Here is a 16,681-nt window from a genome sequence, read left to right as displayed (position 1 = left end):
ATGACGGGATTCAAATCGTTCAGGCGGGCACAGACGATTCTGGCCGGTATTGAGCTGGTTCACATGATACGCAAAGGTCAATATCAGTATCCGTCCGGGGACGGATTATCTCCGGCAGAACAGTTTTATCTGCTGACTGCCTGAAAAATAGGCAATTCAATTATTACTGACCTGGTGTCGTTAATGCAACAGAACCTTTCAAACCGGGGATCAGGATATGTGGATGCTGGCAGTGAATCATAAGCTAACATGCTCGGATTTGTGCTGCGAAGAGCCTATCGGTGCCGAAGCACTGACGCATGCCAAGAAAACCATAGCTCAGCTCACCATTATCTTTATCTTTGGCCTTAAGCTGGAAGACTGATCGGCCAGCACGTTGAAACGGAAAGACTATGATGGAAAATAAGAACAACTGGGTTTTGTCTTCCCGCTGCAGGCACAAACCATGCGGATTAGCTGACAGGCCGCGGGATAAACGAAAGAAAGCCTGATATAAGTACAATGATCCCCTGAGATTTCATTCCGCGGCTCTCTGACAGCACCGGCACTTCCGCTGGTCATCGACTATCCCGCTGTACTAAGCTCCTCCCATTTCTGCTATGAATTGCTTGGCGGCTGGTCGTAGATTTGCAGTCATCAAAGGACAGCCAGCCAGCCGCCATCAACGTAGATAATCTGTCCGTTAACATAGTCAGATGCGCTGGAAGACAGGTAGACCGCTGTACCTGCTAATTCTCCCGGTAATCCCCAGCGGCGGGAGGGGTTGCTACTTTTAACCCATGCATCAAACTCTTTATTTTCGACCAAAGCATTGTTCATATCGGTGACGATATAACCGGGACCAATGGCGTTGGTTTGAATATTGAATTCGGCCCACTCCGCCGCCATCGATTTTGTCAGCATCTTGATACCCCCTTTTGCCGCCGTATAAGGGGCAACAGTGGCACGAGCAGCCTGGCTGGTCAGTGAGCCAATATTGATAATTTTCCCACCCTTAGCGCACCGGATCATGCGCTTTGCCGCTTCCCGGCCCACTAAAAAAGCCCCGGTTAGATTGATATCAAGGACGCGTTGCCAGTCCTCCAGTTTCAATTCGACCATACTTTGCCTGAACTGAATACCGGCGTTATTCATCAGAATGTCTATTTCATTACCCTGTGCACTTAATTGGTCGAAAGCTGTGATCACCGCTGCTTCGTCGGTAACGTCGAATTTCACGCCTTGCGCCTGATAGCCTTGCTTTTGAAGTCTATCGACTGCCGCATTGAGCATCTCCTCATTAAGCCCATTAAGGATCACCTTGGCGCCAGCCTGGGCGAGACCTTCAGCAAAAGCATAACCCAGCCCGCGACTGGACCCTGTTACAAGAGCAGTTTTACCGGTCAAATCAAAAAGCGTATTCATTGTAACTCCGTAGGCGAATTTCAGGCGCATAAGCACATGCACCTGAAATCTTAAAAAGTGAGTTGAATTTTAGCGGCTTTGTCTTTATCAGCGGCCAGTTCAATGGCTTCGCCCATATTGATGCTATCCATGACTGAACTAAGCAGAGGAAGCGGGTTAATCTTCCCGCTCTCCAGCCACTTAACGGCCACCCGAAATTCATTGGCGAAACGAAACGATCCTTTAAAAGTGATCTCTTTATTCAAAATAGTCATGACGGGTAATGGCATCAGCCCTTTACTGTTCCCCACCTGCACAAATGTTCCGCGAGGGCGTAAGGTTGCGATAGCCAGCTCCACAGCAGGTTGAGCACCCGACGCATCAAAGGCAATATCAAAATAGCCTGGCGCAGTTCTAAATAAATCTAACGCCTCGCTGGCCGGATCATAAACGTCATTTGCACCTGACTTCAGCGCTAAAGCCCGGCTGTTAGCGTTGATGTCAAAGGCTGTTACACTGCTGGCCCCGGCAGCTTGCGCGACGAGCGCTATCAGGCAACCAATCGGCCCGGCGCCAGAAATCAACACGCGTTTACCAATGAGCGAGGGAGCCTGATTAACGGCATGCAGGGCTACTGCCAGTGGTTCAGCGAAGCACATCATTTCATCAGACGCATTGTCATCGTAAGCTATGCATCTTTCTGGTTCGACACTGATATATTGGGCAAATCCCCCCTGAACGTGGGGCAGGCGCATGGCGCTGCCCATGAATTTCATCTCCTTGCAGTGATTTTCGACCCCTGCCAGACAAAACTCACATTGGCCGCAAGGAAGGGAAGGGTTAATGGCAACTTTCATCCCGACGTGCAACAGCGAACCAGCCGGAGATTTTTCCACCCGACCAATGACTTCATGCCCTAATAGCATCGGTTCTCGGACAACTGCATTCCCATTTCCTCCATGAAAATAATAATGCACATCGGAGCCACAAATACCGCCACGGTACACTCTGATGATGGCATGGTCCGGTTTTTCCTCTATATGAAAAGACTCAAGGGAGAGTTTTTTTGCTCCCGTCAAATAATAGGCACTTCCGTTATACTGCGTCATATTTTCACCCCAGATCTTTGGCTTTAGGTGGTAAATTCCCAGTGTATGGGTCTGTAGATATACGCTCTACTTTCCCAATCAGGAAAACAAATGAAATAATGCTAAGCAATACGATGGCGGCAATATAAACCAAAGAGGGTGCGAAGCCATAATACTGTGAAATATAGCCAACTACAATTGGAACAGAGACACCACCTAACGCCCCGAAGAAATTAAAACATCCACCACTCATACCAATTAAATGTACCGGTGCAATAGAGGAGACCAGCGACCAGGCCTGAGAAGCAAAGCCATTACCAAAGAAAGCCAGTGCCAACAGCGCAACAATAATATTAATATTATCGGTGTAATTAGCACCAACGATTGACATTGAAATAATTAAACCAATAAGGATGGGGGTTTTACGCGCTATACCGATGGAAAGGCCAGATTTCACCATTTTATCGGCCAGAAAACCTCCGGAAATTACCCCAAGGAATGCAGCGATAAAGGGGATAGATGTCATTAGCCCGGTGGTGGCTAAATCGATATCCCGACCTTTACTTAAATAGGTTGGGAACCAGGTCAGAAAGAACCACACTGTTGTTGCCAGTGCAAACTGGACAATATACACCCCGACCAATTTTGGATGGAAGACATGCTTCCAGTCCTGCTTGGTTAATTTGGCCCGCGGACTATCCCCGATTTTGGCATCTCTCGCATCAACGTCAACAATCGCCCCACCAAGAACAATATGCTGATGTTCGGCCTGGTTGACTTTTTTATCCTGCTTAACGCTTTTGTACTTGAAGAGCCAAAAAAAGGACCAAAGTATGCCTACCGCCCCGGTAATAATAAACACCCAGTGCCAGCTTAAAACGTGCTGGATCCAAATAAGCAGCGGAGTAAAGAAAGCCAGTCCGACATATTGCCCGGAGGTGTAAATGGCGATGGCACCTGCTCTTTCCTGTTCAGGAAACCAGCCACTGATCACCCGGTTATTGGTAGGAAAAGAGGGAGCCTCAAATATCCCGGTAATGGCGCGCAATCCCAGCAGGGCACCAAATCCATTAGCGAAGCCCTGTAATAGCGTTGCTATCGACCAACCACATATTGCAATAAAATAAGTGACTTTCGAACCCATGATATCTAGGAAGCGACCGCCGGGTATTTGGAATAAGGCATAAGTCCAGCCAAATGCCGAGAAAATATAACCCATTTCGATAGAGTTTAAACCAAACTCTTTCTCGATATGAGGTGAAGCAATAGCGAGATTGGCACGGTCAATGTAGTTTATTATTACCGTGACAAACAACATAAAGACGACAAAATATCTACGTTTTGTAGGACGTACAGAAGATTCAGTAATCATGATATTTCCTGTTGTTACTGCAGGATATTTATTGAAATAATGACGGCGCGATCACCATTCGGCTACTGAGCCGTCAGTATAGCGCCATAATGGATTTGACCAATCAGGTGCTGTTAAACTTCTTTCTTTGACCAGTTCTTCGTTAATTTCTACGCCTAACCCTGGCTTGTTATTCGGGTAAAAATAGCCGTCCTTTATTTTAAAATCATCCTTATTGATAACATAATCCAATAACTCCGCTCCTTTATTATAATGAATACCCATACTTTGCTCCTGTAATACCGCGTTACGGGAAACAAAATCAATATGCAGGCAGGATGCCAGAGCAATCGGGCCCAGTGGACAATGAGGAGCCAGGGAGACATCATAAGCTTCTGCCATGGCGGCAATTTTAAAGCATTCGGTAATGCCTCCCGCATGAGAAACATCTGGTTGAAGGATAGCCAGCCCGCCAGCCTCCAATACTCGCTTAAATTCGAACCGGGAATACATTCTCTCCCCTGCGGCAAGCGGAATAGGCGTTTGCGCCGCTAAACGTGGATAATATTCTGCTTGTTCAGCCAGCACCGGTTCTTCAATAAACAGAGGGCGAAAGGGTTCCAATGCTTTGATCAATATTTTCGCCATAGGCGCGCTAACGCGGCCATGAAAATCGAGTCCGAACTCAATCTCATTACCAAAAACTTCGCGGATTTGTGCCACGGTATTCACCGCCGCATCTACTTTTCGGGCATTGTCGAGTATGCCCATTTCGCCACAGCCATTAAGTTTGAAGGTATCAAAGCCAATTTCCCGCAGCTTATGTATGCCCTCAATCACCTCAGCTGGACGATCGCCACCTACCCAGCTGTATGCCTTAATGCGATCGCGAACCAAACCGCCTAGCAGCTGATAGACAGGTACGCCGAGGACTTTGCCTTTGATATCCCATAACGCCTGATCAATACCGGCGATTGCGCTCATCAGAATAGGCCCACCGCGATAAAATCCGCCGCGGTAAAGGGTTTGCCATAAGTCGTTGATCCGCGCTGGGTCCTGGCCAATTAGGTATTGGCTTAATTCATGGACAGCGGTTTCTACCGTGCGAGCTTTGCCTTCGACTACTGGCTCACCCCAACCCACGACTCCTTCGTCTGTCTCCACCTTCAGAAAGAGCCAGCGCGGTGGCAAACGATAAGTCGTCAATTTGGTTATTTTCATCGTACGGCTTCCTGATACGCATCGATAAATTTTCGGGCTTGTTCGGCGGTACGCGAAACAGGTTGTCCAGCCCGGTAAAGATCACCGCCAAGCCCCGCACCGCGACACCCGGCCTTCAGGTACTGGCTTAAATTTTCCGGCGTCACCCCACCGACCGCAAAAACCGGTACTTCGGCAGGCAGTACCGCTTTCAGGGCCTTGATATAGTCAGGCCCGAAAGAGGAGGAGGGGAATATTTTCAGTGTTTGTGCGCCGGCATTTAGCGCAGCAAACGCCTCCGTGGCGGTTGCGCAACCCGCACAAATAACCATGCCATGTGCGGCGGCCCGACGAATGACGTTTTGATCGGTATTCGGTGTCACCAACAACCTGCTGCCCAGCGCGGCCAGCTCATCGACCTGTCCGGTATTGAGGACCGTACCCGCGCCGATCAATGCCTGGCTGCCAAAAATGTTCACCATCTTAGCGATACTTATTTGCCAGTCAGGAGAGTTGAGGGGAATTTCAATTGCAGTAAACCCTGCAACCAGCAACGCTTCCACATGGCTTTGTACCTCTGTTGGCGTGACACCGCGCAGTATGGCGATCAACGGAATTTTATTATCCCAGCTCATGTATAATGTTCCTTATGCCAGCAAGAAAGGCATCATCGCCTTCCAAAAACGTTGAAGTAATGTCGGCCATTTCCAGCACATTGATATAACGCTGCGACAGCACTGGATTCGCGATAATGGTGACGTCCCGCAGAGTTTGCAGCCCGTATAACGCTTGCATTTCCGCTATTTCACCGCCGATCAGCACACCGGAAAGATACTCACTGACCAGCTCTTTCGGCATGTTGCCAAGCACGTGCGAGGCACGTACCTCAAATAAACGTGATAATCCACCCGTACCACTCAGTCCTTTTTGCGCACCGGCCAGGAAAGCTTCATGGTCCATGTGTTGTTGGGGCAAACCCGCTCCGATAAGCGACTTATTCATGAGTAAATTATGGAGCTCGCCGGTCATGACTGTACGGAAGTCGTGGATAACACCCCCCTCAGCGGCGACCCACTTACAATGGGTTCCGGGCATGATATAGAAAGGGGCAGGCCGAGTTTTCCAGGCACCCAAAAGTTGGGTTTCCTCTCCACGCATGACGTTGCAGTTTCCGGCATGGTTGATGCTCAGGCCGGGGACAATCCATTGGTTGCCTTTCACCTGTGTCAGGTGATGAACCAGTTCATCCAGGCGAGTAGGGCATGGTAAATAAGCCGCTGGCATTAACCCTAAATTACTGCCGACCATGCCTGCCATCACGACAGGGAACTCTTCCTGCTGCCAGCCGTTGGTGACAGTATCGAATATCTCGGCTGAGGTTTTGCCTGCTGGATGCGCAATCCCCGACTCGCAACGGCGCTCGTCAATACATACTCCTTCTCTGTAAAGCCAGGCGCGAAGATGGGTCGAGCCCCAGTCAATGGCGATAAAACCCTGCGTCATGTTATCTCCTTGAGGCGCTTGGTCGCTGCGGCAATCATGTCCATCGCCGCAGCCTCTGCGGCATGACTATCCTGATGGCGAATCGCGTCGAATAAGGTTTGGTGTTGGCTGAGGGTATGCGGCATATTGTCATTGTCACCCATATAGGTACGTTCAAACACGGCGCGTTGTAATGAACTGATAGCGACGGAGAGCTGCTGCAATAATGGGTTGTGGACAGCAGCTAACACCGCTTCGTGATAGCGGATGTCTGCCTCACTGAAAGCATCGCGATCCTGATGATTGGCTTTCATGTCATTCAACGCCGTTTCGATGAGCACCAGATCATTGGCATTGGCCCGTTCGGCCGCCCAGCGTGCAATGGCAGGTTCTACCAGGTTTCGAACTTCACTCATCGCCGCGATCAAACGCGGGTCGTAATCATGCGACAACACCCACTTCAGCACATCTGAATCAAGATAATTCCACTGATTACGCAAGGTAACGAAAGCTCCCCGGTAACGCTTTACCTCAATCACTCTTTTTACGGTGAGCGCACGAAACACCTCTCTGATGATGTTTCTGGAGGTAGCAAACTCTTCACAAAGTTCGCCTTCTGTTGGTAACGAAGTCCCCGGCAGGTATTTTCCTGAAACGATTTGTGCCCCCAGTGAAGCAATAATACGTTCGGTTTTGCTCAGGTGTTCTTCCACGGGATTGCCCTCAGCACATTGGTCAGATGATCCACATTCTTCCTTTTGGGTCACAGGTGACTCACAAAAAGTAATTAACAATTACTCATCAAGGATTACATTAGAGTACAAAACCAACCTCTTGTACTACAATGCAGATCACAAAAAGTACAATTTGGCTGAATTTAGTTTTTTGGTCAGAGCGGGAGAGTGAGTTTTGAAGATAAATCGCATATCTATTCACGTCTAATAGACTGCATGGATGTTAATCCAGTGAAAGTGAGGGCGGAGCTGGGTATAAACGGGGTTTGAGGGCCAATGGAACGAAAACGTATTCTATCTTCAGAGCAGTACGACTGCGCATTCTGGTATTTCGAGGTCAAAATGACAGTAACGCAGTCAGGTATGCAAGTGCGATATGTTGCAGTCCCCCCCTTTCCTGCTAATAGATTCAGCATGTCGAAAAGATATTCTGCCAGCCCTAGGTTGCGAAGACGTTATAGCCTTGAAGTTTAATTCTTTCATTGCCTCGCAAACATGAGCTGGACATTTATCACATTTATTTTGAGGTATCGGACTTAAAAGGAAGGGGCAATCTGCTTGCATCCTGTAATTCGATCATCCATCCTGGGTAGTAAGGAGGTAACGCACTCACAGTATCAAGACACGCAAGTTCCTCCCCGGTAAGAGTTATATCGCTCGCACCGAGATTATCTTCGAGCTGTTCAATACGTTTTACGCCGTTAATAACGCTTGTTACATGTGGCCTCGAAAGTAACCAGGCGAGCGCATCTCAGCAACGCATCGCCAGGCCCGATCAAGTTCAACGGGTGGAAAATCGAACTTGCTACGACGGGAACCTTCCTCGGTGGGTGCTCCTGGACCAAATTTACCGGAAAGCAACCCGCCAGCGAGGGGAGACCAGACAAGCAGCCCCATCTTCTCCTCGGTGACCAGTGGCACCAATTCACGCTCCACGTCGCGCCCGGCGATCGAATAATACGCCTGAAGCGTCTCGAAGCGTGTAGCGTGAAGCGCCTCACTTAGTCCTAGCGCTTTACCGATCTTGCCTGCGCCCCAGTTTGAAACACCGACATACCGGATTAATCCCTGCCGCGTAAGGTCGTCAAGGGCTCGAAGTGTCTCTTCGACCGGCGTGACAGAATCGCTGGCATGGATCTGGTACAGATCGATATGGTCTACCTGAAGCCGTTCCAAACTTCTTTGCACAGAGTCCATGATATGTCCGCGTGATGCCCCTTGATCATTGGGTTTATCTCCTATCACACCTCCTGTCTTTGTAGCCAGAACCACCTCGTTTCGCGGGATCCCAATATCTCGGAGCGCCTGCCCGACGATGCGTTCTGACTGGCCAAAGGAGTAAATATCGGCGGTATCAATAAAGTTAATTCCTCCTTTAAGCGCGCGAGCGATCAGTTTGTTCGCTTCATCCTGTTTAATTGCGCCTATCGCTGACCACATGCCAGCATCTGCATTACCGCCCAGTGTCATCGTGCCAAGGCAAAGTTCGGAGACAAATAGACCTGTTTGGCCAAGTTGCTTATATTTCATAACAATCCCCTTTCTAATTTCCGTTGTAAAACCCTGCGGGTTTAGTCTTTTACCTGTCGCGTGGTAAATATTTAGCGACGTTCAAATTTTCCGGGCCGAAACCGTCTACGGTCCAAAATAATTCATTCGCCATAGAGATGTGTTGCGATGGTCGCCCGGTGACATTTACACAAATTATCTATCGGCAGGCGTCTGCGCTATCGGTGCGATACAGGATTCAGGCCGCCATGCACTGAGGATTTATCGCGAGTTTAATATCCATGCTGACTCTGCTGCCGCCATGCTGACCGGCGAGAATCAAGAAATATTCAGGTGTATTGAGTTGGCCGCTGTTGATTCTCGTACCGTTGGTAACGCCCCCGAAAACTTTATTCTGCCATTCGTCCTCTGACTGGATTTTGACGATGACCCTGACCCAAAATCCTGCTCCATTCAGAAACAGAATTCCGGCATGATAAACACTCCCCTGAACGGAGGTGGTGCCGATGAAAAAGTCACGATTCACCGAAGAGCAGATTGTCTTTGCCCTGAAGCAGGCTGAGCTGGGTACGCCCGTGCCGGAAGTCTGCCGCAAGCTGGGTATCTCTGATGCCACTTTTTATACGTGGCGCAAGAAGTACGGCGGAATTTTCCCTTCTGAACTCAAACATATGCGGCAGCTGGAAGAGGAAAATCTGCGGCTGAAGAGGCTGGTTGCCGACCTCAGCCTCGATAAGGCCATGTTGCAGGACGTGCTGCAAAAAAGAGCTGACGCTGGCACGCCTGCGCGAATGGGTCAGGGATTTACAGGCCCGGTACGGTGCCAGCGAAAGACAGATCTGTTTTGCGTTACGGCTCAGCCGCAGCTCGTTCAGGTATCGTTCGGTTGCTGCCGATGACAGTGCGCTGCGCCTGCGAATCCGTGAGATCACCGAAACGCGAATTCACTACGGATATCGACGGGTATACGTGATGCTCCGGCGTGAGGGCTGGCGCGATAATCACAAACGGATCTACCGCCTCTACTGTGAACAGGGTCTGTCGCTGCGCCTCAAACGACCACGCCGCAATAAATCCGCACAGCGCCGGCAGCCGCAGCCTCAGGGTCTGTATCCGAATCACGTCTGGGGCATGGATTTTGTCTCTGATGCGTTGTTTGACGGGCGCAGACTGCGCCTGCTGACGGTTATCGACCTGTACACCCGCGAATGCCTGGGGATCTGCGTGGGGCAGAATCTGCGTTCAACAGAAGTGGCTGAGATGCTGAATAGCATAGCGCTCAGGCGTCCTTTACCGCAGTTGCTGAAAACTGATAATGGTTCTGAATTTGCAGGGAAAATGCTGGACAGGTGGGTGTATGAAAGAGGGATAAGGATCGACTTCTCACGGCCGGGAACCCCGACGGACAACGCCACAGTGGAGTCCTTCAACGGCAGGTTGCGGCAGGAATGCCTGAACGAGAACTGGTTCATGTCTCTGGAGGATGCACGGTGCAAAATCGAGGCCTGGCGCATACACTATAACCAGAGTCGTCCCCATTCTGCACTGGGCTGGATGACCCCGTCAGAATTTGCTGAGAAGTCTGCCGGTTGCCAGAATACACAACCAACATGAAGCCGGTTATTCCTGATTATGAATGGATCATATTCGGGGTCAGGGTCAGTCCCTGCTGGCCCCTAAAACCTAAGCTTTTCTTGTTGATAGCATAATACTTGTTTCAGTGTTATAGATGCCTTCTATTCGACGAATACGACCCAAAATTTGATCAAAGATTTCCAGATTATCCGCTCGCAGCTCAACCAATAAATCCCACTTCCCATTAGTGGTGTGCAACGAATGTACTGCTGGCTCTCCGCGAAGTTGCTGCACAATAGCAGAAGCTTTTGCTCCTTCCACAGCCACACTCATCCAAGCCCTGATACGATTCTTCTCAACCCCCGGCTTAATTCGGATGGTATAGCCCGAAATAATCCCTTCCAACTCCATGCTTTCAATACGTTTTTGAGCAGTGGTTCGCGAGATGCGCACTTTCTTTGCGATCTCGGTTACCGATATGCGCGAATTATCTCTCAAAAGCGCTAGGATTTGACGATCTGTGTCATTCATTTAATCAAATTGCTTTTATCAATAAACATATTGCTAATAATCTATGCTTTATGAACAAATTTACAACTATCTAGAGTCATTTAGTTTTTCCATACTGTCTGTCTTTATGACAATCGTGAGAAAATTTTATGACTCGCTTTATCGATCTCGCAGATATGAGCCGCATCGTCAATCTAACCGGCATCGCGCCATTTATTAAACAACTTGTTAAATATATTGAAGATGACTTCAAACGTTGGTCTGAATTCGACAAGACTCCGCGCGTAGCAAGCCACTCGGATATCGGCGTTATTGAGTTGATGCCGACTGCTGACGCCGAACTTTACGGTTTCAAGTATGTTAATGGCCATCCTCAAAATGCTCTCAACAATCAACTTACCGTGATGGCCTTTGGTGCATTGGCCGAAGTTAAAACCGGTTACCCCTTGCTGCTTTGCGAATTCACTCTGGCAACAGCATTGAGAACGGCAGCTACTTCCGTTATGGCTGCTAAATACCTTGCCAGAAAGAGTGCGAAGTGCATGGCCGTTATTGGCAATGGTGCACAAAGTGAATTCCAAGTTATTGGTTTTAATGAAGTATTAGGGTTGACCGATTTCTATTTATACGACGTCGATGCTTCTGCAACCGAAAAGCTGATGGGCAATCTTAATTGTTATCCAGGTATAACTCTGCACTTCTGCCATTCTGTCGATGAGGCGGTCAAGCACGCCGATATTATTACGACTATCACAGCAGATAAAACTAACGCCACCATCGTTAACGCCTCTCAGGTTAAATCTGGGGTCCATGTGAATGCCGTAGGCGGCGACTGTCCAGGCAAGACAGAACTTGAAGACAAAGTCCTGACGCAAGCCGACGTTTTTGTTGAGTTTCCGGAGCAGACGCGGATTGAAGGTGAAATTCAGCAAATGGCGGCGGATTTTGAAGTTACCGAATTGTGGGAAGTCATTTGTGGGATTAAGGCCGGTCGTCGTTCTGAAGAAAGTATTACAGTATTTGACTCTGTCGGATTCGCTATCGAAGATTTCTCGGCTCTGCGCCTAATGCACGATATTGCGGAAAAACATGATATCGGCAAGCACATCAACCTTGTTCCGCAGCCTGAAAATCCACGCGATCTCTATCGATTACTGTGTAAACTGGAGTAATGGTTTATGCAAACGACAAATACCGTATTAATGGTTCGCCCTGCCGCATTTATGGGAAATCCTGAAACGCAAGCAAGCAATACTTTCCAAAAACGGCTGGTTGATATCGGGGATGTGCAGAGCAAAGCGCAGCTGGCTTTCGACAATTATGTGCAGGCACTGAGAAATGTAGATATCGATGTTCACATAATTGATGACATTGCCGAGCACGATACGCCAGATTCGTTATTTCCAAATAACTGGATCGCCATGCTGGAAGACGGGACGCTTTATACCTTTCCTATGGAAGCCCCTAACCGCCGGCGTGAAAGACGAGAGGATATTATTATCCAATTAGACACTGATTTTGTCGTTAATAAACGCATCGACCTTTCGCCGCATGAGCTTGAAGGACGTTACCTGGAAGGCACGGGTTCACTTATTCTCGATCATGATAATTACATTGCCTATTCTTGCCGTTCCTCACGGAGCTCCAATCAGGTAGGTAAAGAATTTGAGCGGCTTTCTGGCTATCGCATTGTCTGGTTTGATGCCCATGACCTTAATATGCAGCCTATTTACCATACAAATGTGATGCTTAGCATTGGCCGTCGTTTTGCTATTGTATGCCTGAGTGCCTTGCCTTCGCTGCATGAACGCGGACAGTTAGTCGAATCTCTTAAAAGCACCGGTAAAACTATAATCGATGTGTCTTTTGAGCAGATGGGGTCTTTCACCTGCAACATTCTTGAGTTGAAAGATAAGGTGGGTAATCCTGTTTACGCAATGTCGACTCGAGCTTGGGAAGCATTTACCTCAGCGCAACAGATTGAAATATCGAGTTATGCTCGACTCGCCTTGGGTCCGATAGACATTATTGAAGACCTCGGCGGCGGCGGCGCACGCTGTATGCTTTGTGAAGTATTTCTGGAAAAGCGTATGGCCTATTGCTAACCCGCTGCTATCACCTAGTGGCCCGACCATTAGTCGGGCCAAAATTCTTTATCACGGCTCTTCGTTAGGAGCATTGTGATTAATTAATCACCGGAGTGGTTTATGCGCAATAACAATATTCCGGCAAAACATTGCCAGACACCTTCCGATACCCGGGATCTAAAGAAACAGCTCGATAATCGACATATTCAACTAATTGCCATCGGTGGAGCCATTGGTACAGGTTTGTTTATGGGCTCGGGTAAAACGATTAGTCTTTCTGGCGTATCAATCATTTTTACCTATTCGATCATCGGTTTTTTTCTCTTTTTTGTGATGAGAGCGCTTGGTGAATTATTGCTTTCCAATCCTCAGTATAATACTTTCGCAGACTTCACCGGCGAGTATTTAGGCCCTTGGGCAAGCTTTGCTATTGGCTGGACATATTGGTTGAGCTGGGTGGTTGCCTGCGTAGGCGACGTGGTGGTCATTGGCGGGTATATGCAGTTTTGGTATCCAGAGCTTTCATTATGGATACCGGCTTTTGGCGCCCTATTTCTACTTTTATTTCTCAATGTACTATCGGTAAAATTATTCGGCGAGATGGAATTCTGGTTCGCTATTATTAAGGTAGTCGCCATCATCGCGCTTATCGCTGCGGGTTGCTGGATGTCGTTCACCGGATATACCTCGCCCGATGGCGTTAAAGCTTCATTCAAAAATCTAACCGAAAACGGCACCTTATTCCCAAATGGCCTGCCAGGATTTTTTGCCGGATTCCAAATTGCCTTATTTTCCTTTGTTGGGATTGAACTAATAGGCGTAACGGCTGCCGAAACTAAAAATCCTGAAAAAACTCTGCCTAAAGCAATCAACTCTATCCCCATCAGAGTTCTTCTTTTCTACGTTCTATCAATGGCCTGTATTATCTCAGTGTCTTCTTTGCATCATATCTCCGCGGATAAGAGCCCATTTGTAGCGTTATTTACTCTAGCGGGTCTTCCAGCAGCGGCCGCGATCATAAACTTCGTGGTACTGACCTCTGCTCTCTCCTCCGCAAATAGTGGAGTATTTTCGACCAGCCGCATGCTTTTTGGCTTGGCCAAAAATAATGATGCGCCTAAATCACTAAAAAAACTTTCCTCATCGAATATCCCATTACGCGGCATATTGCTTTCAGGATTTTGCATGTTTTGTGGAGCCACGATCTTGTTTATCATGCCAGGAGTAATGTCTGCTTTTACATTACTTTCTACGATGTCAGCTATTTTGCTGATATGTATTTGGAGCATGATTATTGTTTCGTGGCTGGTTTACAGGAAGACCCGGCCCGACCTGCATCGGCGTTCAACCTATAAAATGCCATATGGAAAATTCATGTCTTATTCCTGCTTGATTTTCTTCATGTTTATGCTCGTCGTCCTATCTTTCAAATCAGATACAAGAATGGGTTTGCTAATTTCACCGATCTGGTTTGTTGGTCTGGCTATTGCTTATCGAAGAAGAAAATGTGAACAAGGAATGATTGTTTATAGCAAGGGAAGTTGATTAGGGAACTTTTGATTATATCAATAAGTTAAAAAGGAGGTATTAATGAATTTTTTCAATTATAAGGGAATTTTATAATAAATTCTTCAGCAGAATTCATACGGTTCTGCTGATAAAAAAAGGGCCAGTTACATCAATTTGGTCAAATCCGCTTGAAGATAGACAATGCTTTATCGAACTCGGTCTCAGGTATAGTCAGAGGATATAAAAATTGAATGACATTTCCGTGGGTACCACATATTAGTAATAGCACTCCTTCTTTCTAAAGTTTGCTCTGTATATTTTTGGTGATTTCTGCTGAAAGTTTGCCAGTAATCGGGTCATTAAACTCAACGGCAATCACCGCGCCTTTGACTCTGATATCAACATTAGCCGGGCAGTCGCGGAGAATATTATTTAAAACGCTAACAAGTTTCTTACCTGGATATTGAGATCGTTCACAGAGTTTTTCATCTTCGATGATATTCAACATGGCATGAACCACTGCTACAGATAATGTATTATCTGCATAGGTCCCTTCTAATCCTACCGATTTTGCTATCGCATCTTTTGTGGAGCTTGAGTCCACCGCAATTTATGCGGAAGAATGCCTTGACCTTTATAAAACTGTTCCAATAGCTAATCTTTGCGCCCTGCTCCTTATAACCGCATTTTTTTGCTTCACCAGTTGGTCGCTTATACAGGCTTTTGGATTAGATCAGATAGTCGAGATTGTACGCAAAGACCCTTGCAATTTTGTTTTCATAATCACTCGGCAATTTGTTGGTCAATGGGCTGTTGATACCATGTCTGTTTTACTCATCACAAGCCTATTTGCTGCAACACTCGCATTCCAAATAATATTTCCCGCTACATATTTAGCATTAGTCGAGATGGTTTGATCTTGAAGTGGTTTACTGAATTTGGCCACCTGAACAGAGGTGATATGCTCACCTCAGAACAATACAGGTAATCCTATGAAAAGAAGAAATTTCAGTCCTGAATTCAAACGCGAATCAGCCCAGTTGGTTGTCGATCAAAATTACAGTGTTTCTGACGCCGCCAAGGCTATGGATGTCGGCCTTTCTACGATGACGAAATGGGTAAAGCAGCTGCGTGATGAGCGGCAGGGAAAAACGGCAAAAGCCTCTCCGATAACACCAGAACAAATTGAAATACGTGAGCTAAAGAAAAAGTTGCAACGTATTGAAATGGAGAATGAAATATTAAAAAAGGCTACCGCGCTCTTGATGTCAGACTCCCTGAACAGTTCTCGATAATCGGGAAACTCAGAGCGCGTTATCCTGTGTCCACTCTCTGCCATGTGTTCGGGGTTCATCGCAGCAGCTACAAATACTGGAAAAACCGTCCTGAAAATCCAGACGGCAGACGGACTGTATTGCGGAGTCAGGTACTTGAGCTGCATGGCATCAGCCACGGTTCGGCCGGAGCAAGGAGCATCGCCACCATGGCAACCCAGAGAGGCCATCGGATGGGACGCTGGCTTGCTGGCAGACTGATGAAAGAACTGGGGCTGGTCAGTTGCCAGCAGCCGACTCATCGATATAAACGTGGCGGCCATGAACACGTCGCTATCCCGAATCACCTTGAGCGGCAGTTCGCAGTGACAGAGCCAAATCAGGTGTGGTGCGGCGACGTGACGTATATCTGGACAGGTAAGCGCTGGGCATATCTTGCAGTTGTTCTCGATCTGTTCGCGAGGAAACCGGTGGGTTGGGCAGTATCGTTCTCCCCGGATAGCAAACTAACGGCCAAAGCGCTGGAAATGGCATGGGAAGCTCGCGGCAAGCCAGACGGAGTGATGTTCCACAGCGATCAGGGCAGTCATTTTACAAGCAGGCAGTTCCGGCAGTTACTGTGGCGGTACCGGATCAAACAGAGTATGAGTCGACGTGGAAACTGCTGGGATAACAGCCCGATGGAGCGGTTTTTTAGGAGCCTGAAGAACGAATGGGTACCAGTGACAGGTTACGCAAGCTTCAGCGATGCTATCTATGGAATAACAGACTATATCGTTGGATATTACAGCGCGCTCAGGCCGCACGAATATAACGGCGGGTTATCACCCAACGAATCGGAAAATCGATACTGGGAAAACTCTAAAGCTGTGGCCAGTTTTTATTGACCACTTCAGATCCCATTTTATTCATAAGCGGTGACATTAGTGATATCTCCATCTGGCCGTAATAAAGCTGCGAACTTCCGCTCCTCGCTCAT

The 16,681-nt window shown here is 47.8% G+C and carries 16 protein-coding genes and 3 pseudogenes; 8 read left to right on the top strand and 11 right to left on the bottom strand.

The features are described from left to right. Together SC206_RS06075 and SC206_RS06070 are read left to right on the top strand one after the other, a co-directional pair. Positions 1-144: pseudogene (locus tag SC206_RS06075) on the top strand (IS6 family transposase); the annotation flags it as partial. Positions 145-223: 79 nt separating this feature from the next. Further along, complete coding sequence (locus SC206_RS06070) at positions 224-364, top strand: hypothetical protein (RefSeq protein ID WP_332735176.1); 141 nt, start codon at positions 224-226, stop codon at positions 362-364. A gap of 272 nt (positions 365-636) precedes the next feature. Here SC206_RS06070 and SC206_RS06065 read toward each other — a convergent pair whose 3' ends face one another. The 9 genes and pseudogenes from SC206_RS06065 to SC206_RS06025 form a co-directional block, all read right to left on the bottom strand. Further along, positions 637-1,404: an SDR family oxidoreductase gene (locus SC206_RS06065; protein WP_332735174.1), complete on the bottom strand. Its 768-nt coding sequence runs from the start codon at positions 1,402-1,404 to the stop codon at positions 637-639. Positions 1,405-1,454: 50 nt separating this feature from the next. Next, positions 1,455-2,492 (bottom strand): zinc-binding dehydrogenase, encoded by a 1,038-nt coding sequence (locus SC206_RS06060; RefSeq protein ID WP_332735172.1) that lies wholly within the window; start codon positions 2,490-2,492, stop codon positions 1,455-1,457. Positions 2,493-2,496: 4 nt separating this feature from the next. Continuing rightward, positions 2,497-3,843 (bottom strand): MFS transporter, encoded by a 1,347-nt coding sequence (locus SC206_RS06055; protein ID WP_332735170.1) that lies wholly within the window; start codon positions 3,841-3,843, stop codon positions 2,497-2,499. Positions 3,844-3,894: 51 nt separating this feature from the next. After that, positions 3,895-5,043: a galactonate dehydratase gene (gene dgoD, locus SC206_RS06050; RefSeq protein WP_332735168.1), complete on the bottom strand. Its 1,149-nt coding sequence runs from the start codon at positions 5,041-5,043 to the stop codon at positions 3,895-3,897. Further along, on the bottom strand, positions 5,040-5,657 hold the full coding sequence (locus tag SC206_RS06045; protein WP_332735166.1) for a 2-dehydro-3-deoxy-6-phosphogalactonate aldolase: 618 nt from the start codon (positions 5,655-5,657) through the stop codon (positions 5,040-5,042). Before SC206_RS06045 ends, dgoD begins: the two co-directional genes overlap by 4 nt. Further along, positions 5,644-6,525 carry a 2-dehydro-3-deoxygalactonokinase gene (locus SC206_RS06040; RefSeq protein ID WP_332735164.1) on the bottom strand — a complete coding sequence of 294 codons (882 nt, stop codon included), beginning with the start codon at positions 6,523-6,525 and terminating at the stop codon, positions 5,644-5,646. The genes SC206_RS06045 and SC206_RS06040 overlap by 14 nt, the downstream gene beginning before the upstream one ends. Further along, positions 6,522-7,205: a FadR/GntR family transcriptional regulator gene (locus tag SC206_RS06035; RefSeq protein ID WP_332735182.1), complete on the bottom strand. Its 684-nt coding sequence runs from the start codon at positions 7,203-7,205 to the stop codon at positions 6,522-6,524. The genes SC206_RS06040 and SC206_RS06035 overlap by 4 nt, the downstream gene beginning before the upstream one ends. Positions 7,206-7,755: 550 nt before the next feature. Continuing rightward, a pseudogene (locus SC206_RS06030) lies at positions 7,756-8,768 on the bottom strand (aldo/keto reductase). Between the two features lie 217 nt (positions 8,769-8,985). Beyond that, entirely contained in the window at positions 8,986-9,273 is a 288-nt protein-coding gene (locus tag SC206_RS06025; protein ID WP_332735162.1) for a hypothetical protein, read from the bottom strand. On the opposite strand from SC206_RS06025, the gene SC206_RS06020 reads away from it, so the two are divergent. Beyond that, positions 9,254-10,361, top strand: a protein-coding gene (locus SC206_RS06020; protein ID WP_332735160.1) for an IS3 family transposase whose coding sequence is annotated in 2 segments (ribosomal slippage) — positions 9,254-9,507 and positions 9,506-10,361 — 1,110 coding nt in all. Because the reading frame shifts where the segments join, the coding sequence is not laid out codon by codon here. The genes SC206_RS06025 and SC206_RS06020 overlap by 20 nt on opposite strands. A gap of 69 nt (positions 10,362-10,430) precedes the next feature. Here SC206_RS06020 and SC206_RS06015 read toward each other — a convergent pair. Next, a complete protein-coding gene (locus tag SC206_RS06015; protein WP_332735158.1) occupies positions 10,431-10,853 on the bottom strand; it encodes an Lrp/AsnC family transcriptional regulator in 423 nt (140 codons plus the stop codon). 128 nt (positions 10,854-10,981) lie between these two features. On the opposite strand from SC206_RS06015, the gene SC206_RS06010 reads away from it, so the two are divergent. The 3 genes from SC206_RS06010 to SC206_RS06000 all read left to right on the top strand — a co-directional run bounded on the left by SC206_RS06010 (position 10,982) and on the right by SC206_RS06000 (position 14,464). After that, a complete protein-coding gene (locus SC206_RS06010; protein ID WP_332735156.1) occupies positions 10,982-12,004 on the top strand; it encodes an ornithine cyclodeaminase in 1,023 nt (340 codons plus the stop codon). Between the two features lie 6 nt (positions 12,005-12,010). Then, a complete protein-coding gene (ctlX, locus tag SC206_RS06005; RefSeq protein WP_332735154.1) occupies positions 12,011-12,937 on the top strand; it encodes a citrulline utilization hydrolase CtlX in 927 nt (308 codons plus the stop codon). 102 nt (positions 12,938-13,039) lie between these two features. After that, entirely contained in the window at positions 13,040-14,464 is a 1,425-nt protein-coding gene (locus SC206_RS06000) for an amino acid permease (RefSeq protein WP_332735152.1), read from the top strand. Between the two features lie 262 nt (positions 14,465-14,726). On the opposite strand, the gene SC206_RS05995 is transcribed toward SC206_RS06000, so the two are convergent. Continuing rightward, complete coding sequence (locus SC206_RS05995; RefSeq protein ID WP_332735151.1) at positions 14,727-15,032, bottom strand: aminotransferase class III-fold pyridoxal phosphate-dependent enzyme; 306 nt, start codon at positions 15,030-15,032, stop codon at positions 14,727-14,729. Between SC206_RS05995 and SC206_RS05990 the strand changes: the two are divergent. Together SC206_RS05990 and SC206_RS05985 are read left to right on the top strand one after the other, a co-directional pair. Further along, positions 14,998-15,353 (top strand): annotated as a pseudogene (locus SC206_RS05990) (APC family permease); the annotation flags it as partial. The gene SC206_RS05995 and the pseudogene SC206_RS05990 sit on opposite strands and share 35 nt — an antisense overlap. A gap of 67 nt (positions 15,354-15,420) precedes the next feature. Beyond that, positions 15,421-16,589 (top strand): IS3 family transposase gene (locus tag SC206_RS05985; protein WP_332735149.1). Its coding sequence is split into 2 segments (ribosomal slippage): positions 15,421-15,670 and positions 15,670-16,589, totalling 1,170 coding nucleotides; the frame shifts between segments, so codons are not numbered across the junction. The last annotated feature ends 92 nt before the right edge of the window (positions 16,590-16,681 follow it).

Source organism: Rouxiella sp. T17, assembly GCF_036663475.1.
In the GTDB taxonomy this organism is placed as follows: domain Bacteria; phylum Pseudomonadota; class Gammaproteobacteria; order Enterobacterales; family Enterobacteriaceae; genus Rouxiella.
The sequence above is the reverse complement of the archived record's forward strand: the minus strand, read 5'-3'. Positions and strand labels throughout refer to the sequence as shown.